This is a genomic window from Clostridium sp. LIBA-8553, assembly GCF_057782465.1.
Map to the genome: position 1 here is coordinate 1,125,079 of NZ_CM173489.1, position 22,130 is coordinate 1,147,208.

Annotated in this window: 27 protein-coding genes; 23 read left to right on the plus strand and 4 right to left on the minus strand. The window is 28.0% G+C overall.

Translation table 11 applies throughout. From position 1 onward, the window contains the following. Positions 1–289: 289 nt before the first annotated feature. The 11 genes from eutM to AC2JAQ_RS04925 all read left to right on the plus strand — a co-directional run bounded on the left by eutM (position 290) and on the right by AC2JAQ_RS04925 (position 9,234). Complete coding sequence (eutM, locus tag AC2JAQ_RS04875; RefSeq protein ID WP_423238420.1) at positions 290–580, plus strand: ethanolamine utilization microcompartment protein EutM; 291 nt, start codon at positions 290–292, stop codon at positions 578–580. A 355-nt stretch (positions 581–935) separates the two neighbouring features. After that, the gene (locus AC2JAQ_RS04880; protein ID WP_488458179.1) at positions 936–1,712 is read left to right on the plus strand and encodes a cobalamin adenosyltransferase; all 777 of its coding nucleotides are present in this window, start codon (positions 936–938) and stop codon (positions 1,710–1,712) included. A gap of 9 nt (positions 1,713–1,721) precedes the next feature. After that, entirely contained in the window at positions 1,722–2,348 is a 627-nt protein-coding gene (eutD, locus tag AC2JAQ_RS04885) for an ethanolamine utilization phosphate acetyltransferase EutD (RefSeq protein WP_488458180.1), read from the plus strand. A gap of 248 nt (positions 2,349–2,596) precedes the next feature. Next, on the plus strand, positions 2,597–3,334 hold the full coding sequence (locus AC2JAQ_RS04890; protein WP_488458181.1) for a TIGR02536 family ethanolamine utilization protein: 738 nt from the start codon (positions 2,597–2,599) through the stop codon (positions 3,332–3,334). A gap of 276 nt (positions 3,335–3,610) precedes the next feature. Further along, positions 3,611–3,883 carry a EutN/CcmL family microcompartment protein gene (locus AC2JAQ_RS04895; protein ID WP_423238416.1) on the plus strand — a complete coding sequence of 91 codons (273 nt, stop codon included), beginning with the start codon at positions 3,611–3,613 and terminating at the stop codon, positions 3,881–3,883. A 232-nt stretch (positions 3,884–4,115) separates the two neighbouring features. Next, positions 4,116–4,667: an ethanolamine utilization microcompartment shell protein gene (locus tag AC2JAQ_RS04900; protein WP_488458182.1), complete on the plus strand. Its 552-nt coding sequence runs from the start codon at positions 4,116–4,118 to the stop codon at positions 4,665–4,667. Between the two features lie 231 nt (positions 4,668–4,898). After that, positions 4,899–5,996: an ethanolamine utilization protein EutH gene (gene eutH / locus AC2JAQ_RS04905; RefSeq protein ID WP_488458183.1), complete on the plus strand. Its 1,098-nt coding sequence runs from the start codon at positions 4,899–4,901 to the stop codon at positions 5,994–5,996. A gap of 2 nt (positions 5,997–5,998) precedes the next feature. After that, entirely contained in the window at positions 5,999–6,472 is a 474-nt protein-coding gene (locus AC2JAQ_RS04910) for a cupin domain-containing protein (protein WP_488458184.1), read from the plus strand. A 925-nt stretch (positions 6,473–7,397) separates the two neighbouring features. Next, positions 7,398–7,943: a GNAT family N-acetyltransferase gene (locus tag AC2JAQ_RS04915; RefSeq protein ID WP_488458185.1), complete on the plus strand. Its 546-nt coding sequence runs from the start codon at positions 7,398–7,400 to the stop codon at positions 7,941–7,943. A 378-nt stretch (positions 7,944–8,321) separates the two neighbouring features. After that, positions 8,322–8,684 (plus strand): hypothetical protein, encoded by a 363-nt coding sequence (locus AC2JAQ_RS04920; protein ID WP_488458186.1) that lies wholly within the window; start codon positions 8,322–8,324, stop codon positions 8,682–8,684. Positions 8,685–8,922: 238 nt separating this feature from the next. Continuing rightward, entirely contained in the window at positions 8,923–9,234 is a 312-nt protein-coding gene (locus tag AC2JAQ_RS04925) for a hypothetical protein (protein ID WP_488458187.1), read from the plus strand. A 522-nt stretch (positions 9,235–9,756) separates the two neighbouring features. Here AC2JAQ_RS04925 and AC2JAQ_RS04930 read toward each other — a convergent pair. Next, a complete protein-coding gene (locus tag AC2JAQ_RS04930) occupies positions 9,757–10,356 on the minus strand; it encodes a DUF998 domain-containing protein (protein ID WP_488458188.1) in 600 nt (199 codons plus the stop codon). Positions 10,357–10,518: 162 nt separating this feature from the next. On the opposite strand from AC2JAQ_RS04930, the gene AC2JAQ_RS04935 reads away from it, so the two are divergent. From AC2JAQ_RS04935 to AC2JAQ_RS04970, 8 genes are all read left to right on the plus strand, one after another. Next, on the plus strand, positions 10,519–10,986 hold the full coding sequence (locus AC2JAQ_RS04935) for a GNAT family N-acetyltransferase (protein WP_488458189.1): 468 nt from the start codon (positions 10,519–10,521) through the stop codon (positions 10,984–10,986). A 198-nt stretch (positions 10,987–11,184) separates the two neighbouring features. After that, a complete protein-coding gene (locus tag AC2JAQ_RS04940; protein ID WP_488458190.1) occupies positions 11,185–11,904 on the plus strand; it encodes an MBL fold metallo-hydrolase in 720 nt (239 codons plus the stop codon). A 43-nt stretch (positions 11,905–11,947) separates the two neighbouring features. Next, positions 11,948–12,550, plus strand: coding sequence for a GNAT family N-acetyltransferase (locus tag AC2JAQ_RS04945; protein WP_488458191.1), 603 nt, complete (start codon positions 11,948–11,950; stop codon positions 12,548–12,550). Positions 12,551–12,734: 184 nt separating this feature from the next. Continuing rightward, positions 12,735–13,355, plus strand: coding sequence for a flavodoxin family protein (locus AC2JAQ_RS04950; RefSeq protein WP_488458192.1), 621 nt, complete (start codon positions 12,735–12,737; stop codon positions 13,353–13,355). Between the two features lie 284 nt (positions 13,356–13,639). Continuing rightward, complete coding sequence (locus AC2JAQ_RS04955) at positions 13,640–13,774, plus strand: hypothetical protein (RefSeq protein ID WP_488458193.1); 135 nt, start codon at positions 13,640–13,642, stop codon at positions 13,772–13,774. A gap of 324 nt (positions 13,775–14,098) precedes the next feature. Beyond that, positions 14,099–14,740, plus strand: coding sequence for a hypothetical protein (locus AC2JAQ_RS04960; protein ID WP_488458194.1), 642 nt, complete (start codon positions 14,099–14,101; stop codon positions 14,738–14,740). A 48-nt stretch (positions 14,741–14,788) separates the two neighbouring features. After that, positions 14,789–15,214, plus strand: coding sequence for a hypothetical protein (locus AC2JAQ_RS04965; protein WP_488458195.1), 426 nt, complete (start codon positions 14,789–14,791; stop codon positions 15,212–15,214). 127 nt (positions 15,215–15,341) lie between these two features. Next, entirely contained in the window at positions 15,342–15,830 is a 489-nt protein-coding gene (locus AC2JAQ_RS04970) for a DUF2691 family protein (RefSeq protein ID WP_488458196.1), read from the plus strand. A gap of 227 nt (positions 15,831–16,057) precedes the next feature. Here the strand turns inward: AC2JAQ_RS04970 and AC2JAQ_RS04975 are convergent, their stop codons facing one another. Further along, positions 16,058–16,354: a hypothetical protein gene (locus tag AC2JAQ_RS04975; protein WP_488458197.1), complete on the minus strand. Its 297-nt coding sequence runs from the start codon at positions 16,352–16,354 to the stop codon at positions 16,058–16,060. A 119-nt stretch (positions 16,355–16,473) separates the two neighbouring features. Here AC2JAQ_RS04975 and AC2JAQ_RS04980 point away from each other — a divergent pair, with 119 nt between their 5' ends. Further along, the gene (locus tag AC2JAQ_RS04980; RefSeq protein WP_488458198.1) at positions 16,474–16,644 is read left to right on the plus strand and encodes a hypothetical protein; all 171 of its coding nucleotides are present in this window, start codon (positions 16,474–16,476) and stop codon (positions 16,642–16,644) included. A gap of 141 nt (positions 16,645–16,785) precedes the next feature. Here AC2JAQ_RS04980 and AC2JAQ_RS04985 read toward each other — a convergent pair whose 3' ends face one another. Then, positions 16,786–17,079 (minus strand): hypothetical protein, encoded by a 294-nt coding sequence (locus AC2JAQ_RS04985; RefSeq protein ID WP_488458199.1) that lies wholly within the window; start codon positions 17,077–17,079, stop codon positions 16,786–16,788. Positions 17,080–17,504: 425 nt separating this feature from the next. Here AC2JAQ_RS04985 and AC2JAQ_RS04990 point away from each other — a divergent pair, with 425 nt between their 5' ends. The 3 genes from AC2JAQ_RS04990 (at position 17,505) to AC2JAQ_RS05000 (ending at position 20,275) form a co-directional block, all read left to right on the plus strand. Further along, entirely contained in the window at positions 17,505–19,265 is a 1,761-nt protein-coding gene (locus tag AC2JAQ_RS04990; protein WP_488458200.1) for a ribonucleoside triphosphate reductase, read from the plus strand. Next, the gene (locus tag AC2JAQ_RS04995) at positions 19,262–19,720 is read left to right on the plus strand and encodes a 4Fe-4S cluster-binding domain-containing protein (RefSeq protein ID WP_488458201.1); all 459 of its coding nucleotides are present in this window, start codon (positions 19,262–19,264) and stop codon (positions 19,718–19,720) included. Before AC2JAQ_RS04990 ends, AC2JAQ_RS04995 begins: the two co-directional genes overlap by 4 nt. 279 nt (positions 19,721–19,999) lie before the next feature. Further along, complete coding sequence (locus AC2JAQ_RS05000) at positions 20,000–20,275, plus strand: hypothetical protein (protein WP_488458202.1); 276 nt, start codon at positions 20,000–20,002, stop codon at positions 20,273–20,275. Positions 20,276–20,537: 262 nt separating this feature from the next. Here AC2JAQ_RS05000 and AC2JAQ_RS05005 read toward each other — a convergent pair whose 3' ends face one another. Further along, complete coding sequence (locus AC2JAQ_RS05005; protein ID WP_488458203.1) at positions 20,538–21,734, minus strand: TraB/GumN family protein; 1,197 nt, start codon at positions 21,732–21,734, stop codon at positions 20,538–20,540. Positions 21,735–22,130: the final 396 nt, after the last annotated feature.

Genomic DNA, 22,130 nt, shown 5'->3' on the forward strand with positions numbered 1-22,130 from the left:
TCCACTAGTTGGAAGCTGAAAGGTTTAAAATGCTTAATATGTTTTAGTCTTAGATTAGAATTTAATTTTAAGACTAAAGCAATATTAAAAGTCTAGAGAAAAATCTTTAGACTCATATATAAATATAAAGTTAAAACACTTCAAGTCAAAAAGATGCAAAAATACTAGGGCTAAAAAGGTCCGTGTGAAATTTTAACAAAAAAGGTTTAAAATTAAGTTAAAAGCAATTTAAAGTCAAAAAATTAAAAAATTAAAAAATTAAAAAGGATATTTTGAGGAGGAATTTATTATGGCAAACGCAAACGCATTAGGAATGATCGAAACTAGAGGATTAGTAGGAGCAATAGAGGCTGCTGACGCAATGGTTAAGGCTGCAAATGTTCAATTAGTAGGAAAAGAGCAAGTTGGTGGAGGATTAGTAACTGTTATGGTTAGAGGAGATGTTGGAGCTGTTAAAGCTGCTACTGACGCTGGAGCTGCTGCTGCAGAAAGAGTTGGAGATTTAGTTTCAGTACACGTAATCCCAAGACCACACTTCGAAGTTGATGCTATATTACCAAAGGCACCAAAAGCTGAATAATAAAAAGTTGTAACTAGGGCATGTATAAAGTGTTTATATAAAACTTATAAATATATTCCAAGAATTACTGGAATTCACTAAGAATTTATAGCTATTACTATGAAGTAGTTGTCAAAGTTTAGAACCTTAAGTGAAAATCCAAATTTTGATTTGGTATATTGAAATAATTCAATTTAACTTAGCGAAATTGTATTAAATTTAAAAGGTAGTCTAATCTTCTTAACGTAACGACTTCTACGTAATAGCTTAAATTCTAAATCTTAGCCAAATATTCTCTTCATATTATTATAAGTTTTATTTAAAATAATCACTTTAATATAATCCCTTTTGTACATCTAATAGGGGATGTGATGAAATGGCTGTTTTGACAGAAGGTGAGGTAAGAAAAAGATTAAGTAGAGAAGACCTAAAATCCTTAAAGGAGTTTAAGGTTGTTAAGGGAGAGATAATAACTCCATCTGCCAAATCTTATTTAGCTGAACATAATATAAATTTAGTTTATGTTAATTCTGAAGAAGAAAAATTAAATAAAGAAACAGAACCTAAAGAGATAATTAGAGAAGTTGTTAGGGAAAAAGAATACAAGTATGAAACTGTTTTTGGAGCAAAGTTAGATGAAAAGCCAGAACATATGACACATCTAACAGGAAATCTTCTTGTATTTAAAGATCATAAGAGAATAATATTCAGAGGAAAGATAGATTCTCTTGAAGCAAGAATCGTAGAAACCCAAGTTCTTTGTCACAAACAGGGAATGAATAAGCTTGTGGAGGACCTTCAAGAGATATTAAGCTTTACAGGTAGAATATTAAGATGCGAGGTTTTAAGTGAGCCTTTAGAAGGATTTTCTCTTCAAGGAATGACAGAAAAGGATCTTAGAGAAAAATCACATAACCCTAAAAAATACTTTGGCATAGGACATGAAATGCCAACTTATGAAATGGGTGAAATAGTGGCTGCACTAAATATTTTAAGAACCTTAACAAGAGAAACAGAACTTTCAGCTTATGAAGCCTTTAAAGGTGAATATGGACAAGTTGAGAGAGAAGATTTAATTAGAGCCTTAAACAGACTATCCTCAGTATTTTGGATTATGATCTTTAAAGTTAGAACAGGGAAATACGAGAAATAGGAGGAAGCTATGGACAATCTATTACATGACATTATCGAGGAAGTAGTTAGAAGAGTTAAGAATGAGGCTTTTATAGAAGTTGAGGCTTCAGGTAGACACGTCCATTTAAGTCAGGAACATATAGATATATTGTTTGGAGAAGGATATGAGCTTACTAGAATAAAAGATTTATCTCAACCAGGTCAGTATGCTTGTAAAGAGAGAGTTACTATATCAGGACCTAGAGGGAATATCGATAATGTTGTGGTTTTAGGACCACCTAGAAAGGAAACACAAGTAGAAGTTTCATTTACAGATGCTTTAGTTTTAGGATCTATACCTCCAGTTAAATTAAGTGGAGATTTAGATAATACTGCAGAAATAACAATTTCGACAGATAGAGCTGCTATAGCTTTAAATAGAGGATTAATGGTTGCTAAGAGACACATACATATGACACCAGAGGATGCAAAGAAATTTGGGGTTAGTAATAACGATAGCGTAAAAGTTAAGGTATTAGGAAAAAGACCTCTGATATTTGATGATGTTATTGTAAGAGTTAGCGATGATTACAGAACCTTTATGCATATTGACTATGATGAGGCTAATGCTTGTGGATTTTCAAAAGGAACTTTCGCTTTAATAGTAGGAAAATAAGCGAAGTAATAACTTAAGTATAAATGTTTAAAATTTAGGCTTTGTTTTTAGAAATTTTTCTAATGGTCAAAAACTTTGAAACAAAGTGTAAAGCTAAAATCGTTAATTTTTATAGATTAAAAGTTTAAAAGCTAATTAGGATTTTATAAAGAATTAGCTTAATAAATTAAAGATTCTAAAGTAGATTCTTTAAGAAGAGTGAGATAGGTCAAAAGAAACCTCTAAATGGAAGGGAGGTAAAAATTAATATGAATTATGAAAAGCTGATTGAATTTTTAGTAGATGAAATTTATAAAAGAATTCAAGAGGAAAGTAATAAAAGTAATTCTTTAGAAAAGAAAAAGTCTATTGTTGTAATTGGAGAGACTAATGTTGATTTCTATAAAGAAGCCTTAAGAGAATTTCATATCAATCCATTAACATCAGAATGCAAGGACTGCGATATTTTACTTATATCAAAACTTTGTATTAAAGGCCTTAGTAACATAGCTCAAGGAACATGCACAACAAAGGCAGAGAACTTTGCTTTAGAAATGCTTTTAAAAGGTAAGAAAGTTTATATTCTTGAGGAGGGTATTGAATACAGAAAGTACAAAAATACAGCTCCAAAAGTTTTATATAATAAATACATTAAGTTTGAGGAAGAGCTTCTAGCTTATGGCATAGAAGTTATTGATGACTTGAACAAGATTTCAATAGGCAACAAAGGTGAAAAGGTTTCTTCTAATGAAATTAAGGAAGAAATAAACAGAAGTCTTTGTCTATGTGATGAAAATAAGAGTGAAGGAGAAAAGAACTTAGAAGCTTCCATTATTGAAGATGAGTTCACAATAAATCTTTCAAATAAAAAATTAGTATCAGAAAGTGATTTAAGAAAGCCACACATAAATGGAGTAAGAACATTAATAGTGGATAAAAAGGCTATAATTACTCCTTTAGCAAAGGACTATATACGCATAAATAATTTGAATATTGTGCTTTCTTAGAGTAACTTAAGCTTTTTTAATATGGATGATTTTTAGGATCATAAGGGGGAAGGCGCTTATATAAAAATCAACCTAGAAGTAATCAGTAAATCCCAATACTTAAAAACGTATATTAAAACTATAGCTACTCCTTTTGTTTTATATAAACACAGGGAGTGGTATAAATAAGATTTTTTATAGGAGGCTTTCTTAAAAGGTTTTTAAGAGTCATCCATATTTTAAGTAGCAATTACATTCTAAGATGGTATCAATAAGAGAATTAGGAGTGAGAGTATTATGGAAATAGGAAAAGTAGTAGGAAATGTGTGGGCAACCAGAAAAGATGAAAAACTAAATGGACAAAAGTTTTTAATAGTTAGACTTCTTATAAGTAAAGATAAGGAGAAGGAAGGCTTATTTGTAGCTGCTGATAATGCTGGTGCTGGTATTGGTGATACTGTTCTTATAACTAAGGGCGGTGCCGCAAGACAATCAATTGGAAACAGAGAAGTTCCTATAGATGCTGCCATAGTTGGCATTGTAGATTCTATAGATCTAGAAGAAGAGTAAAAACTTTAAGCTAGGGTTCTTATAATAAGCATAAAATCTTAAGCATTTTTGCTTGGTATTTATTTTAATACCATATAAATTTTAGCTCAGTTTTAAATTAGTATTGCTTTTTAGATAGAACTGATTACCAAGGTTGGTATAAAGGGATAGCTAAGAACTTAATACTCGCTTAAAATATAGTCTAAAACTTAAGATAAAAGGGAAAGGAATGCTTAGGTTTGGAGGGATTTATATGAATAAAAGCATTGGAGCTTTAGAGTTTAGAAGTATCAGCAAAGGTATTGAGATTTCAAATGAAGTTGTTAAAAAGGCTTTTGTTGAGGTTTCTTATCTTAAAAGTATTTGCCCAGGAAAATTCTTTTTAATTGTTAGTGGAGATGCTGGAGAGGTTAAAGAAGCCATTGAGTTTGGAGAAAGTCTTGGAGAGAAATATTTAGTTGGAAGCTTTATTATAAACTCTATTCATGATGACATAATAAAGGCCCTTAAGGGAAAATATTCTCAAAAGAACATAGAAGATAAAGCCATTGGAATAATGGAAACAGGTAAGGTTTCATCAGGTATATTAGCTTTAGACAAGACCTTAAAGAGCAGTGATGTTAATCTGGTTAAGCTTCAGTTAGCATTTGGAATTGGTGGAAAGCTTGTATACATAGTCTCAGGAGATTTAAGTAGTGTAGAAAATGGAATGAGGGAAGGACAAGCTGTTTTACAGAGTAAGGATATTATAAATGTTTCAATAATTCCTTTTGTACATAGTGAAATAGCAAAGAATTTAATTTAATAAATTATGTGAAATAATGATTAAGTCGATTTCTAAAAAGATTCTATTTTATTTAGAACTTATTGACTAATTTCTTTTAGAAAGTAAAAGAGATTAAATAAATTAGAAATGCTTTGAAATTTGTTGAGTAGAATAAATATAAATTTATTTATGATTAATCACTTGAGATGAATAAGCTTAGTTTTTAAAGTGAAAGACATAAAACAATTTTGAGAATAAGGGGGAAGAGAAATGAGTATTAATGAAATTATAATCTATATAATGGTTGGATGTATGGTTTTAGGTGCTATTGACAAGTGCTTAGGAAATAAGTTTGGAATTGGAGCACAATTTGAAGAAGGTATTATGGCTATGGGATCATTAGCTTTAGCAATGGTCGGAGTTATCTGCTTAGCACCAGTACTTGCTAACGTTTTAGGACCAATAGTAACACCAGTATTTAATGCATTAGGAGCAGACCCAGCAATGTTTGCAGGTTCAATTCTTGCAAATGACATGGGAGGAGCACCACTTGCAGCAAGTTTAGCACAAGATCCACAAGCTGGAATGTTCAGTGGTTTAATAATAGGATCTATGATGGGAGCTACTATCGTATTTACTATACCAGTATCATTAGGAATCATAGAAAAGAAAGATCATAAATTCTTAGCAACAGGAATTTTAGCAGGAATAATAACTATACCAATAGGAGCTTTCGTTGGAGGATTAGTTGCAGGTTTCCCAGTAATGATGGTTCTTAAAAACTTAGTTCCAATAATAATATTTGCAGTTTTAATAGCTATAGGTTTAATGAAAGCTGAAAATGCTATGATTAAAGGATTTAATTACTTCGGAAAAGGAGTTGTTATAATCATAACTTTAGCTTTAGCATCTGCTATTATAGAAGCTTTAACAGGAATAGTAATAATTCCAGGAATGAACCCAATAAGCGAAGGTATAGAAATAGTTGGAGATATTGCTATAGTTTTAGCAGGAGCATTTCCACTAGTTTATATAATCACTAAAGTATTCAAGAAACCTTTAATGGGACTTGGAAAAATCTTAGGAATGAACGAAATAGCTGCAGCAGGTATGATTGCCAGCTTAGCAAATAATATCCCAATGTTTGGTATGTTAAAAGACATGGATGACAGAGGAAAGATTATAAACGTTGCTTTTGCAGTATCAGCTTCTTTCGTATTAGGTGACCACTTAGGATTCACAGCTGGATTTAATTCAGATATGATATTCCCTATGATAGTTGCTAAGTTAGTAGGTGGTATCACAGCAGTACTTCTTGCAATGTTTATAGCTAACAAAACTTTAGTAAAAATAGAGGAGGCTAAATAATTATGGAGAACATAAGCAAAGAATTATTAGAAAAACTAGTAAGACAAATAATTGAAGAAAAGCTTGCTGGAGCTTGTAATAATGAGACAGTTGACTTTATAAGAAATAAAGACAAGAGCGGAATAATGTCAGTTAAGCTTCCAACAGTTAAGGTTGATGAGTCAAACAGAATGGATACCGGAAATCCAAGAGATGTAGTTTACACTAAAGACTTATTTACGTTAGAAGAAAGCCCAAGATTAGGTGCTGGAATCATGGAAATGAAGGAAACTACTTTTGATTGGACTTTAAACTATGATGAAATTGACTACGTTATAGAAGGTCATCTAGACATAATAATAGATGGAAGAAAGGTTTCAGCAGATGCTGGTGAACTTATCTTAATTCCTAAAGGCTCAAAGATTCAATTCTCAGTTCCAGATTATGCTAGATTCATATATGTAACTTATCCAGCAGATTGGGCAAGTCAAGCATAATAAGGTTTTAAGTTAAAATGCTTAGCATTTATTTTTAGTAAATATTGATTTTTAGATAGAACTGTAAGCGGGGTCTGAAAGGCTAGCTAAAAATCAAATTACTTAAAATTGTGAAATAGTGCTAAATGTGGTCAGATAAGGGGAAGTTATATATACATTTTAAAGCTACAATAATGAGAAAAACGTATTTTAGAAGTTTAATTTTTTTAACAGGCAAAGAAATTTAAAAATAAATAAGATTGAAGTAAAAATAATGGAGCCTACTTTTAAATAAAAGTAGGTTCTATTTTTATATTAGGTTAGTTAATATTTTAAAATATTATGTAATTTGCCTTTAAAAAGGTATAGAGACTATCTTTTTAATAAGATAGTCTCTAATTAGGTTAGGTAAATATTAAGATTTTATTTGATGTAGAGTTTGGCAAATATGTTGTGAGAAGTTTTTTTTGTATAATTCATGAAGAAGCAGATAAATTATTACATTATCAAAAAACTCCCCTACTATGATATTTATATGCATGAAATTTTATAAATATTACTAAAATTTGTAAGTTTTATTGTTTTTTTTTATAAAGAGACTGTTTTAATATATAAAATTGTAAAATTGATTTTTTTATAGATTATTAAGTGTAAAACTTAGGTTAAGTACTTGTAAGTTATATTTTTTAGTTTTTTTATGCGGCTTTACTTATTATAAATATATATATAATTAAATAAATTTAGTATTAAACTTTTACCTATAATCTTGTAATTATAAATAGAATATTAGTAGGGTTAGAGGAGTGCTTAATAACATATTAATCCATAAATAATAACATGGTATCACATTGTCTAGGAAATGGAAGAGAGTATATAATGAGTACTATATATTACAGGAAATTAGAAAAATGTGTAGCAATTTATTCGAAATTAGGAGGAATTTAAAATGAAATTTATAAGAATAAATTCAAATAATGAGTGCTTTAACAAGGCAATGGAAATATATAAGGTTAGTTTCCCTATATTTGAGCAAAGAACCATGGAGGATCAAATAAAAGCCTTAGCAGATGAAGATTACCATTTTAATGTTATATATGATGGAGATAAAATGGTTGGAATATTACTATATTGGGATATGGATGGATATAAATATATAGAACACTTTGCTATAGATATTAGTTTAAGAGGGAAAAACTATGGTTCTAGAGTATTAAAAGAATTTTGTAAAAACAATAAAAATGTAATTTTAGAAATAGATCCGCCAATAGATGAAATCTCAATTAAGAGATTAAATTTCTATTTGAAACTAGGTTTTAAATTACAGGATTTTAATCATATACATCCATCTTATAGAAAGAAATGTAAGAGTCATAGTTTGAAAATTATGACTTTTAATGAGAATATATCTAAGGATGATTATGATAACTTTAACAATTTGTTAAAGAAGAATGTTATGAAATACTCAGAAGTTAAAGATAGATTAAAATTCTAAACTTATATGAGATTTTAAAACATTAAGAATTTTACGTGAAATTATAATTACAAGTTTTAGTTAAAAATTTAATATACATTTAAAACATAGACTTAATCTAAAATTATTCATACAATGATATCCTTAATTGATATCATTGCATTTTTGCTTTTTAGGCATATATCTTAAGGAGTGTATTATATAATTTTTTTAAAAGCCTTTGTATGAACAGTTAATTTTAAGTCTTAGAAAAAGAGCTTAAGAATTTTCTACTTTTAAAGGATAAGGAGTAATTTAAAAGAATATATTTATATAGCATTTAATATATGGGGATATATAGAAAATAAACTAGATTAATAGGATGCTTTATTAAAAATTAATTTTAAAGGAGGGGTTAAATTGAATGGTGAGAAAATATTAAATAAGATAGAGGGAGTAGTGATATTTTTTCCAGCTTTAATCATGTTTCTATTATCATCTTTTTTATCTTTAGATTTAAATAAGCTTGGTACATTGGATTTAAAAGGACTCTTAATAGGAAGTCTAATAGTTATATTTCCAATATTGTTTTTCCTTCAAGGTATTATAGTAAGTAAAAAACATATGAAAATATTTTTTCCATACATAGTTTCAGCCATAAGTTTTATAGTTGTTGCTTTAATATTTTTTAATTCTTCAGCCATAGGATATGTTGTTTTTTATACAATATGTGAGGCTTTAGGGTATTTTTCAAATAAGATTATTAAATGGATTAAGAGTTAGAGAAAGAACTATTTTATATTATTTTTATTTGGGTGATAGTATTATCTAAATAATCACAGAAATAACTATGGTTTGAATGTGGAAATAAAAGCTATTATTAAATGAAGGCCTTTTAGAGAACATGACAGAAGATGAATTTGCTAGATATAATAAAAAAGGATATTTATTTAGAGTTAAGTGGGAGATGTCTCTAAAGAAGGCTTTATAAATATTTTTAATAATAGCAAAGGAGAAAGTAATGAAGAAAGTTTTTATTGGAATTTTAGTTGTTTTGATTGTAGTTTTCGTAGGCTTTTTGACATTTAATAAGAAGCAGGAAACGTTAATGGCTGAAGTTGTTGAAAAAGTTGAATATGGACTTTTAATTAACTATGAAGGTGGACTAGCTTCTGTAAATACTAACGGAGCTAAGATAATTGATAGAGATGGAAATAAAAGTACTATAGAGTGCATAGAAGAAGGGGATAAAATAGAAATTATCTATGATGGAAATATAAAAGAAGTTTATCCTGCTAGGATTAATACTGTTTACAAAATTAGACTTTTCTAATTTACATTAAAAATTTTAGAAAAGTTTTATAAAGAATTAATAGAAGTTAAAAATAAATTATTGAATAAGTTTTAAAGTGAAAAATGCTAGAGAGTTTTATACTATCTAGCATTTTTTTGTTTTTTAAATAGGCATTAACAACGTAAATACAGCTTAAGACACTTTTATCAAACTTGAGAAAATTTTTGACTTTATAATTCGTTTATTAATATGTTCAGATTTGAAAATAATATTTATAAAAAATTAAAGTCAGTAAATTAATTTTACTGACTTGTTAATAATGGAGGATTAAAAAATATAACAATAATATATATGTGTGAATTTGTAAAATATGAATAAAAATATACAAATAAGTTTTTTACTTGCATATTTTTTATATAAAATGAAAGTGACAAGTTAAATATTTTAACTTATAGGTTCAAATCCTAAATATATTATGTTCAAATAGTAAACTTATTATTTATTAAGATATAAAAAGAATTAAGTATTAAGTATAGTCTTCATAATTATCATGAAGATTTATTACTTGTATAAAATCCAAATTATAAAAGGGCAATACATAAATAGGAGAGCAAGTCTTTGCCACAAGCCTTCTAAGGATAAAAATATGTTTTGAAACTTAGGCTTTTTTCCTATGATAAAGAAAGCAAAGGAGATTAAGCTTAGAATAAAAAATATAACACTTGAAATTCCAAAGAAGGTTTCCTTAGATTCGAACTGCAAAAGAGCAAGGACTAAGGGAGCGAATTGAAGAGCTGCAAATCCTAAGGCAGAACCTATACTGTGCATATTAGAAGAAAGAATTCCCTCTTCCTTATTTTCATTTAAGGTGAAAAGACCTGATATAATTTCATCTCCAATACCATATAGAAAAAATAAAAGCAAAAGAGTAAGGGCTAGGGACTGTTCAAGGGAGTTGTAGTATGAAAATAATACGTACCCAAAGTAGATCATTACAAAACCTGATATAACCATCCATAGGTTATAAAGCCAACCTAAGGGGCTTTTTTTAGTGCCTAGCATGCTCATTACTGTCTTTTTATGACTATATCCATTATAGGGAATAGCTATTATAAATGGAAATAATAAATCCATGAGTAACACAATAAATATTAAAGTCATATAAGAATCACCTCTTAATGTAAATCATGAAAATTCATGTAAATTATGTACTCTTTCATTGTAACATTAATATTAAGAAATGGAATAAGAGCGGAAAGTTTATTTTCAATAGTGTATAATTTAAGTAAACTTTTTCATAATAATTTAAATTAAGAGGTGTATATGGTAGAGGAATATAAAATTCTTTCAGTTGAAGAAAATCTTCACTTAAAGGATAGAGTTTTAAAATATGTAGAGAATTGTGGATGGGGAGTTAAACCATTCTTTCAGGAACAATTAGAGATTGGAATTTCATTAAAGGGAAAAATACCACAGAGTTTTGTAATGCTTAAGAGGGAAGAGATAATTGGTTTTTATCAAGTTATTAAGAATGAACCGATTAGGAATAGGGATCTTACTCCTTGGATTGCAACTTTATTTATTGATGAGAAGTATAGGGGGCAGAGATTAAGTGAAAAGTTAATAAGTCATGGAAGAAGATATGCTCATAAATTGGGCTATAATAAGGTTTATATAAGCACAGATCATATTCAGCTTTATGAAAAGATGGGATTTCATGAAATTGGACTTGATATAGATAAGTGGGGAAGTCCTACAAAGCTTTATGAAATTGAGTCTTTAGAGAGTTAGTATTAATATAGATAAAATGATTAGGTGAATAAAAAAGACAATTAAAAATTGATATTTATTATATAGAAATTTACTGAAATAGATTAAAAAGAGGTTTAAGAAACTCTTAGATTAAGATAAATTAATTTAATAAAAAGTATTAGAGAACAAATAAACTTTAAATAACTATTTAGGATGAAATTAAGAGGAGAGAGAAAGATGATATTAAAGGAATTAAGCAAAAATGTATATTATATGCCAAATGATGCTCATAGTGATAGACCTACTTTAGGATATGTTAAAGGGGATAAGTTTTCAATTATGATTGATACTGGAAACTCACCTGCTCATTTAGAGCTTTTCTATGAAGGATTAAAGGAAAGAGGACTTGAAAAGCCAGAGATTGCAGTAATAACTCATTGGCATTGGGACCATACATATGCTATTTGTGCTTTTGATGGACAAGTGATAGCTAATAAGCTAACTAATAAAAAGCTAGAGAATATGAAGGCTTGGAAATGGACAGAAGAGGCTATGAATGAACGTCTTGAGAGTGGAGAGGAAATAGAGTTTTGTGATGAACATATTCGTATAGAGTATCCAGATAGAAGTAAAATAAAGGTGGAAACTGCTGATATTGTATATGATAAGAAATTAAGCTTAGATTTAGGAAATATTAATTGTGACATGGAACTAGTTGGAGGTCCTCATGAAGAGGATTCATCCATAGTTTATATAAAAGAAGATAAGATTCTTTTTGTGGGAGATGCAGACTGCATAGATTTCTATGGAAAGAAGGAAAAGTATGATAAGGATAAATTAGAAGCTTACATAAATAAGGTTAAGGAAATTGACTTTGAAACATATGTACATGGTCATTGTGCACCTATGGGAAGAGAGGAAGCCCTAAACTGGTTACAAGACTTCCTTAATGAGTAATTTAAGCTTATTTATACCTAATATTGATTTTAGGAGTGGATATATGGTTATTAGGGAGTATAGAGATGAGGATGAGAGAGGATGGGTAAGGTGTAGAGTACTTTCTTTTTTTAACACTTCATATTTTGATGATGTAAAAAGAGAAAAAGAGCTTTATGAAAATTCATCACTTTCTATAGTAGCTGAGAAGGATGGAAAGATAATAGGAATTCTTGACGTTGAATATGAGAGAAAAGAAGGAGAGCTTTGTTATCTAAAAGGTGAATTAGGTGGAGTAATTTGGAACATAGCTGTTTTGCCAGAGTATAGAAATATTTCTGTTGCAACTAAAATGCTTAATTATGCAAAGATGAGATTGATAGAACTTGGAATAAGGCGATTTGAAGCATGGACACAAGAGGATGAAGAGGCAAATAATTGGTATATAAAGCAAGGGTTTGAGAGAAAGTTAGAATATTTAAATGCTTTTGTAAAAGGAAATAGTACAAATAAGATTATAAAAAAGTTTATAAATCTTAATGATTGTGGAGATATATTCGGAGTTAGAGTATTTAACTTTGAAGCTCCTATAGAAAGAAAAGAAGAATTAAAAGAAGTTTGTTATAGGTTGCATGAAGTAAGACTTTATGAATTGAAATTAACTTAGTAGAAGTAAGAGGGCAGGATTCAATCTTGCCCTCTTTTTTATAGAAAAATAAAAAAAGTTCTTGCCTTGGAGTTAACTCAAAGGTTTATAATTTTATTAAAAGAAGATTTAGGAATAAAAAGTAATAAGAATTAATAAGTAAAAACTAGAGTATAATAAAGAGTTATAATTAGGAGGTATAAAAATGAAAGTATTATTAGTTAATGGAAGTCCTAATAGAAAAGGATGTACTTACACAGCACTACAAGAGGTAAGTAAAACTTTAGAGGAGAATGGAATCAATACTGAAATATTCCAATTAGGAAATAAACCTATAGCTGGATGTATAGGATGTCGTGTATGTAAGAAAACAGGAGAATGCTTTATGAAGGATATTGTAAATGACTTTGTAGAAAAAGCTAAGGATGCAGATGGATTTGTATTTGGATCTCCAGTTTATTATGCATCAGCTTCAGGTTCAATAACTTCATTTTTAGATAGAGTATTTTTTAGTGGGGGTAGCCACTTAGCATTTAAACCAGGAGCAGTTATATGTAGTGCAAGACGTGCTGGAACAACAGCTACTTTAGATCAATTAAGCAAGTATCTTACAATATCTAACATGCCAGTTGTAAGTTCTCAATATTGGAATATGGTCCATGGATATACTCCAGAAGATGTTAAAAATGATTTAGAGGGTATGCAAACAATGAGAGTCCTAGGAAGAAACATGGCATGGTTAATGAAGTGCATAGAATTAGGTAAGGAAAATAACATTCTTAAGCCAGAATTAGAAGAAAGAGAGTTTACTAATTTTATTAGATAATATGTGTTTAAAAGTAGATTTTATTAGTTAAAGAGTTAATGAAATGAAAGTGAAAGATATTAATATTATCTAAAAATGGAGTCTAAATAAAAAAGGTCTATATGCGTTTTTGCATATAGGCTTTTCTGGATTATAAGGAAAATTTCATAAAATTCCCTACCTTTTAATTATAACATAAAAGAATTTTTGTTAATAGTCTGTTTGTTTATGATTTGATATGTTATAATATTATTAATAAATAAATATTTTAGTTATTTATTTGATATTAAAAGGAGGGTTTTGTTATGAGATTATTAAGTTTATATTATTTATTTTCTTTATCAATTTTTATTGTTCCTATCTTAATAGGAGTTGCTTATTGTATTCTGACAAAAGATCTTCCTGAAAATGATTTTGGTATAAATTACGATGAGTTTTAGACATAAATTTTAAATTCTAGATGTTAAAGAGCTGTATCATTAAAAACTTAGAATAAAGCTTATATGAATATTATTTTCATTTCAATTTATAAGTTTTATTATTTTAAGTTTGATACAGTTCTTTATTTTTTTACTATATATACAAATAGTTTAATCTTAGTTAATTTTATAATGTGATTTATGTGTGATAAAATATAAATATTCATAGTAAATGATTACATTTATAAGCTTTTAAGAGTATTATATAAGAGGGACACAGGATAAAAAGTATTTAAGAAAAATTTTCTTGAGTATTAGAAAGTTACAAGAAATGAGGGAGAATCTATGAGTTATGAAATAATCAGTGGGAAATATGAAACAGGAACAGTGGAAGAACAAATTGGTTTTGCTCAGCTTTTTGGAGAAGAAAGTGTACAAAAAAAGTTTGATTTGTATTTTCATTGGTATAATATTATTCATGAAATTGGACATGTATTAGTTGATATTAATAATGTAGACATGGATGGTGTTAATGAGGAGCTTTTTGCTAATTCCTTTGCAGTTGCATATTGGAAAAAAGTTGATAAGAAAAATAACTTAAATAGGGTAAAAGAGATGATACACCACATAATTAAGGATATACCAAGTCCATTGACTAAGGAAAGTAACTTTAAGGAGTTCTTCAAGAAAATATGGGGAACTGAAATAATGAACAGTGTCATGATGTATGGTTATTTTCAATTATGTTGTGTTTTGGAAGCATTTAATTTAGATAAAAACTTAAGTGATGTACTTCAGGAAGTAGGGTATAAAGAGATCTCTTTAAGTGATATGAAACCATATTCTTATGATGTTAATTCTGAAAATACTGAAAAAGTATTAGAGAATTGTTTGGATAATCTAAAAGCTTGTGGAGTTACTAATCTTTCAGAAATAACTTTAAAACTTGTGGATAATCCAGAAATGCAGTGTTGTAATGTAGTATAATAGAATAAATAAAACTTCAAAGTTGGACTAGAAAGTGAGGAGTTTAAAATGGAATCAAAGGAAATGAGATTAGCTAAAAAAGCAAAGAAACTTATAGATAATTTTGAGAAGATGGAGTCAGTTCTTTTAGATGGAGAATTGCCAGAGCAAGAAATAGAAATTAGAGATGATGGAGCTACTTTAGTTCTTAAAAATATAATGCCAGGATATAGTGGAGAGGCAATATTTAAGTTAACACATATATCTGATGTTTTAAAGGCATACATTGATGATATGGATAATGAGGACAGGGAAATGGTTAAAGGCTATGAACTTGAAAATTCAAACTGGTGTAATAATGATTTAGGAGATATTTATAGAGAGGCAGCTATAGAGCATTTAGAGAAACTTAATGTTGTACAAGATAAGGTTCAACACGCATATAAGGAATTAAAGAAGATAGAAGAGAAGGCTAGAGAGATTGAAGGACTATAATAGCTTTAAATTAAGAATGTATTTAAGGTGAATGTTGATTTTTGGCTAGCTTTTGAGTGTTAGCTAAAAACCAATATGATTTTAAGGTATAACATAAAGTGTAAACTATTGATTATAGGAGATAAGGATGAAGGGTGCAGTTTTAGAAAGAGGGGAAGAGTATTACACAGATTTAGCTAAGGTGTTTAAAGCTATTAACAATATTCATACTGAGTTTAACTGGCTTATTACAGATACTTGTGCTTATCCAGTAGATGAAAGGATAAATGACTTATTATCAAGGGAGTATTCATTTTTATCAGGAAGTGAGCTGGATGAGATAGTTAAGTCAGAAGATTTTCAGCTTATTTGGGGCGTATTAAGTGGATTTAAGAAAGATGTATCCTTAGAAGAGATTATGAAATATGATCTTCCTTATGCAGATGGGAATGAGGAGCTTTGGAAAAATCCAGTTAATATTCAACATCCACTTGCAGAGGTTGAAATAATTTCGTGGGATGGGGGCAAGGTACTTACAATAAGCAAGGATGAAAATATAGTAAGTGATTTTAGAAAGAGCTTTTCATTAAGTGAGGATTTAGAAATTTATAATGAAAGGTTAGAAAAGAACACTTAATATTTAGTTGATACTTTTAGAGAAACTAATAAATAAAGCTTTTTTGAAATTAATACTCGTAATTCATTTTTAATACTATATAAACAAAGGTCAGCAAGTTTTTGCTGACCTTTTAATTTCTATAAATTATAAAACAAATGGAATTTATGTCCTAATACACATTGTTGTCAATTGCATTATATACGTAATTTTACTATGAATTTCTATTTGTTATGAGCTAATCAAATTTATAATAATGCTGAAAGTATAGATAATGCTAAAATTAATACTGAGAATAATATTGATATATTCATTCCTGCTTTAGCAAATTTGTCTTCCTTGTTTTTGTATGCAATGAAGTAGGATATACCGAATAAAATCAAAGAGATAATCCCATAAGGGAAAGAGATTCCTAATGTACTAAAGATATGTTGTCCTAAGTATTGTCCATTAAAGTAAGTGAATGAAAACATAATTGAAAATATAGAAATTAATAAAGAAAGACTTCCTATCCCAAATTTTTTTGTATGTATTACACTTTTCATAGTTTATCCCTCCAATCAAAATATCTTATTATAGATAATTATATCTATACTTGAATATAATTTCAATATATTACAAAATTATGAATTGATTATATATATGAAAAGGGGCTGAAAATATAATGAGTTTATCTATGAAGCGAAATCTTTGGATACTTGTTGGTATATTATTAATATTTTTTATTCAAATAACAATAATAGTTCCCTATGTAAATATCCTACTGGCAGTACTTTGCTTTATTAAGGCTTATAGAGTTAATGAGGAAATTAAGAGGAATGAAGAGAAATTATAATAGATCTAAACTAATTTGAGAAGAATTAGAAGGTAGTTCAGATAAGGGAACTACCTTTATAGTAAAAGTTTAATCTTTAGAAAATATTAAGTTTTTACTTGTGTAGCTTATGAATCTAAAACTAAAATAAGTTGTTATTTGTTAAAGAATTATAGCGAAAATAGATGAAATTAATATCAAGGATATTACAACCTTAGATAAAATCATTCCTGTCTTTGAAAACTTGTGATCTTTGTACTTAGAGCTAAGAAGAAGAGCTATAACTAAGAGTAGCAAGGAAATAAGTTCATAAGGAAAAGGCACACCTAGAGAATTAAATATAATTTTCCCTAAAGTTTTACCATAGACAAAGCTAAAAGAAAGCATAATAGCAAATATAGAAATTGGAAAAGAAAGACTTCCTAATCCCCATTTCTTTGTAACTGTATTTTTCATTATTTCCTCCAATAAATAATATATTATTATATATGAATATATATTTCTTAGTTAATAATATTAGTAGTTGTAAGAAATATACATAAAATTCTATTAAGATTATTTGATATTTTGAGGTGAAATTTATTAAGCTGAGTAATAAATTAAAAAATTTTATATAAAAATTTTTGTTTTTTTAGAAGCGAGGAAAATACAAGCTTCTCTTATGATTCTGAGTGATTTAGGATAATTTTGGTTAAATTTTTTTAGCAAAGTTATGATGTGGGAAGAACTTAGATTGCATGAGCAGTTAGAGATGTTTCCAAAAAAAACAAATAATTAATTGATTATGACTATATAGGTATATGAGTATTTATTATAACATTTTAAACTGATGTATAATGTCAGTAGAAACAAAAGGGATGTAAAAAAAGGATGTGAAAAATATGTTGTCTAGTAAGAAAATAGTAGATGATTATATTAAAAAAATAGATTGGAGAGTTAATGAAAATTCTAACTCACCATACAGCTTTGGAAGTCTTAATAAGCACATAATAGCTGAAGTTTCTAAGGATTACTGGCTTAATGAGGTGTACAAAGACAAGAGAATAATAGATGCTTATAGAAATGGAGATATGCATATTCATGACTTAGGAGGATTAACTCTTTACTGCTGTGGATATTCATTAAGAAATATAATATTTATGGGGGTACAAGGAATTCCTAATATTCCAACTAGTAGTCCAGCAAAACATTTTGATGCTATATTAAACCAAATAGCAAACCTAGTTACAATATATCAAAATGAGATTATGGGAGCTGTTGCTTTTAACTCATTTGATACTTTATTAGCACCTTATATAAAGAAGGATAATTTAACTTATGAAGAGGTTAAACAAAACCTACAAAACTTTATATTTAGCATAAATAGTAATAGTAGAGCAGGAGCAGAACCAGCTTTCACTAATATAACATTTGATTTATTCCCACCAAAGGATTTAGAAAATGATCCTGCTTTAATTGGAGATAAGATTCAGGATTTCACATATAAAGAATGTCAAAAGGAAATGGACATGTTAAATAGAGCCTTTTATGAGCTTATGAATGAAGGTGATTATAATGGAAGACCATTTTCTTATCCAATACCAACTTATAATATAAATAGTAACTTTGATTTTGATAATCCAAATAATGATATGTTATTTGAGATGACAGGAAAGTTTGGATATCCTTACTTTGCAAACTTTGTGAATTCAGACATGGATCAAAGTGATGTAAGATCAATGTGTTGTAGATTAAATCTTGATTTAAGAGAACTTAGAAAGAGAAATGGTGGCCTTTTTGGAAGTGGAGACAGTACAGGAAGTATAGGTGTTGTTACAGTAAACTTACCAAGATTGGCATATAAACATAAAAATAATGAAAAAGAGTTTTTTAATGCTTTAAAAGAAATATTGATTATAGCAAAAGATAGCTTGGAAAAGAAGAGAAAATGGTTAAATGACAATATTATAAATAAAGATATGTTGCCGGCATTTTCAACTTATGTAGGTACTTTGAAAAATCATTTTAGTACTATAGGAATAGTTGGATTAAATGAGATGTGTGAAAACTTTAATGGAAATAATATATTAACTGAAGAAGGAATGGAGTTTTCAATAAAGGTTTGTAATTTCATAAGAGAAGAATTAATAAATTTTCAAGAAGAAACAGGAAATCTTTATAATTTTGAGGCTACTCCAGCTGAATCAACTTGTTATAGACTAGCTAAAAAGGATGTAGAGGACTTTGAGGATATTATAGTTAGAGGGGGAAGAGAATATCCATACTATACAAACTCATGTCATATGCCACCTAATGAAGTTAAAAACTTAAAGCAATTATTTGATCACCAAGAGAAGCTTCAAGTGTTATTCACAGGAGGAACTGTGGTGCATATTTATTGCGATGGAGCTATAAGTGGAGAAAAGGCAAAACACATAGTAAAGACAGTTTGTAAGGAATATAGAACACCTTATGTAAGTATTTCTCCTTTAAATAGATATTGTGAAGAGCATGGATATGTAAAGGAAAGGGTAGAAGAGTGTCCTATATGTGGCAAAAAGCTAGATTTATATCAAAGAATAACAGGCTACTTAAGAAAAGTTGAATTCTTTAATGATGGTAAAAAATCAGAGTTTAAGGATAGAAATCAGCTAAGCCTATGATTATAAAAACAAAGGGCATTGTTCATGAGAGAGTAGAGGATGCGCCTTTTATGGGAGCATTAATAAGTGCAGTAGATTGTAATTTAAACTGCAAGGGATGCTTTAATCAGCATCTAAAAGAATTACCAAACATAGAGAAGGATTCAGAAGAAATATTGGATGAGGTAACAAAAGATCCTTTTAATGAAGGTATCATACTTGCAGGCCTTGAATGGTCACTTCAACCTAAGGAACTAAGAGAAATGGTTAATTCAGCAAGAAAGAGAAAGCTTAAAGTCATAGTTTATTCTGGACTTAGTGAAGAGAAGTTTAGAGAGAAGTTTCCTGATATATATAATCTAAAGGGGGATATGTACTTTAAGTTTGGAAAGTATGATGAAAAGTTAAAGGTGAGTAACAACATTCAATATGATGTTAAGTTAGCCACATCAAACCAGAGGATTTTAAAAAAATAGAGATAAAAAACTGTATCAAGTAATTTATAAAACTTATAAATAGATTCAGAGAATTACTGATTTCCACTAAGAATTTATAGTCATTTTATAAGTTTTATTATGTTATGGTACAGTTTTTTTATTTGGTTATGTTTTAAAACTATGTTGGTTTTATATAGAGATGTAATAGCATGTTAATGATAAGTTTAGATAATCTTTTTTATTAGCAGAAAGACTAGTATTCAAAAGGTGATATAACATTTATGGATAAATTTGTAATTTGTTACGAGGTAAAGTTTTATGTTTGAATTTTTATTATATTTTTCATCAGCATATTTTATAGCGTATTTTTTAGTAATGAAGATATGTGAAAATTGTACATTGTTTGATTATATTAATTACAAACCTATAAGAGCTTATATAAGTATAGTTATTCTTTTTGCTATATTTATATTAACAAGCGTGTCTATTGATACAGTTATTACATCTAGAAACATTTTAGATGCACTTTCAGGATTAAGAATTGGAGGGTTAATTGCCTTATTAAAGCAAATAAAAATTACTAAAATGTCTTAATTAAAATTAACAGCAATTCTTAATAAAATTATGACATGTAATTTAAACTGAATCATATAAAAAAATAATCATACTCGTATAAAAGATATTCTTGCTTATAGCACTAAGTTTTTACCTTAAACCTTATAGCGAAGATAATTACTTAATAATCATATATTAAAAATGTCGGTTTTAAAGATAAGGAAAAAAAGATGCTAAATATTATATTTTGTGTTTAAAATTTGAGTATCTCATTAAAATAATATAAGAAAAGACTCGGTTGTTACTGAGTCTTTTCTTTAGATATATTTTTATAATACTTTGTACAGGCAGGGGAATCACTAATAAGTAATAAATATTCATAGTATTCAGTAGTAGGAGCTTCTTTAACCAAAAGCTTATACTTTGAAAATGGACTATTTTTATAATTCAATTTTACTAATTTAGTTAATCCATCCTGAGGGAAAAAGGACGCTGGCAAATTATTTATAGGGCCTTCAACAACATAATTCTGGTTCAAAACATAACTGTTATTTAGTGCAAGGGATATGGATATAACTTTATTTTTAGTTTCGTCATATTCATTATTTAAAAAATTAGCTAAAGATACAGGATCTGATTTACTCATATTACCAGATTTGCTTACATGCATCTCACCAAATTGTCCAAAATATTTCCCTTTAGGTAACCTCTCATATAATGTTGTGAAATTACTTTTTAAATAAGGCTCCCTTTGACTTAATCCTGGTCTACTTACAGACATATTATTTATTGAAAAAGAAAAGTCAAAGAAATTATCTCCTAAATATTCTTTAAAACTATTTTCATTTTCTTTTATTCCCATAGCTATTTTCTTAGTATTTATGAGAAAATTATTGACTGTAGTTTTATTTAGGAGTTCAAAGTATTCTTTTATATCTTCTGGTAGTTTTGTATTTGGTAAAAGAGAATTTATATATCTTAATGCAATGTTTGGTTGGTGCTCTATATCTATTCCTACAAACATTAATTTTTTATTTTCTGGAAGTTTTTTATTAAATTCATATAACTCTACAAAAAAATCATATTGTTCCTGTGTATATGCTAGGGATCCATATAAAGAGCTCATTATAAAATCTAAAATTTTAAAATCTCCTGATATTAAAAATTCATTTAATAATTGTCCCATTGTATATCCACCTTCAAATAAGATATATCTTACATCTGCATTTTCAACAAAAAATTTTAAGAAATCTATATTAAGTTTTACAGATTTTGATGTGCTATGAATCTCGCCAACTAAAAAAATATCATTATTTTCAATATCATCTTTAAATAAATTAATAATCTCATCTTTGTTTTTATTAAAATCTAGTGTAATACTATTCTTATTAAGCTCGTTTTTTATGAAGAAATTTAAAAGAGGCTCTTTAATAAATGGCGTGAACAACAAGATTAGAATTATAAATGTAGTTGGAATTAATATAAATCTTTTTTTCATTTAAAATCTCCTAGCATAAAAGTTTGATAATTATGTAATTAAGAAATTTGCTTTTTACACTACATAATATATATGGTCTTTTATATGTATATATGCTAGTTATTTAACATGAATTTTTAAAATAGTATAGAGAGTAAAGTATATATGAATAAATATAATAACTTAAATTAATATATTTATTCATACATAGGGTTTACATTGATTATAACTTTCTTTAATATCTTAGAATTTAGATTTTTTACTTACCTTATTTTTAGAACTATTATTTGTTTTATTATTAATTGGCTTTTTAAATAAATTAAAAAGAGAGATAATAAAAGCTGCTAAAAAACACAGTATTGATAATATGTTAAGTATTTTAGTGTGTGATGAAGTAGAGTATAACGTACTAAAAAT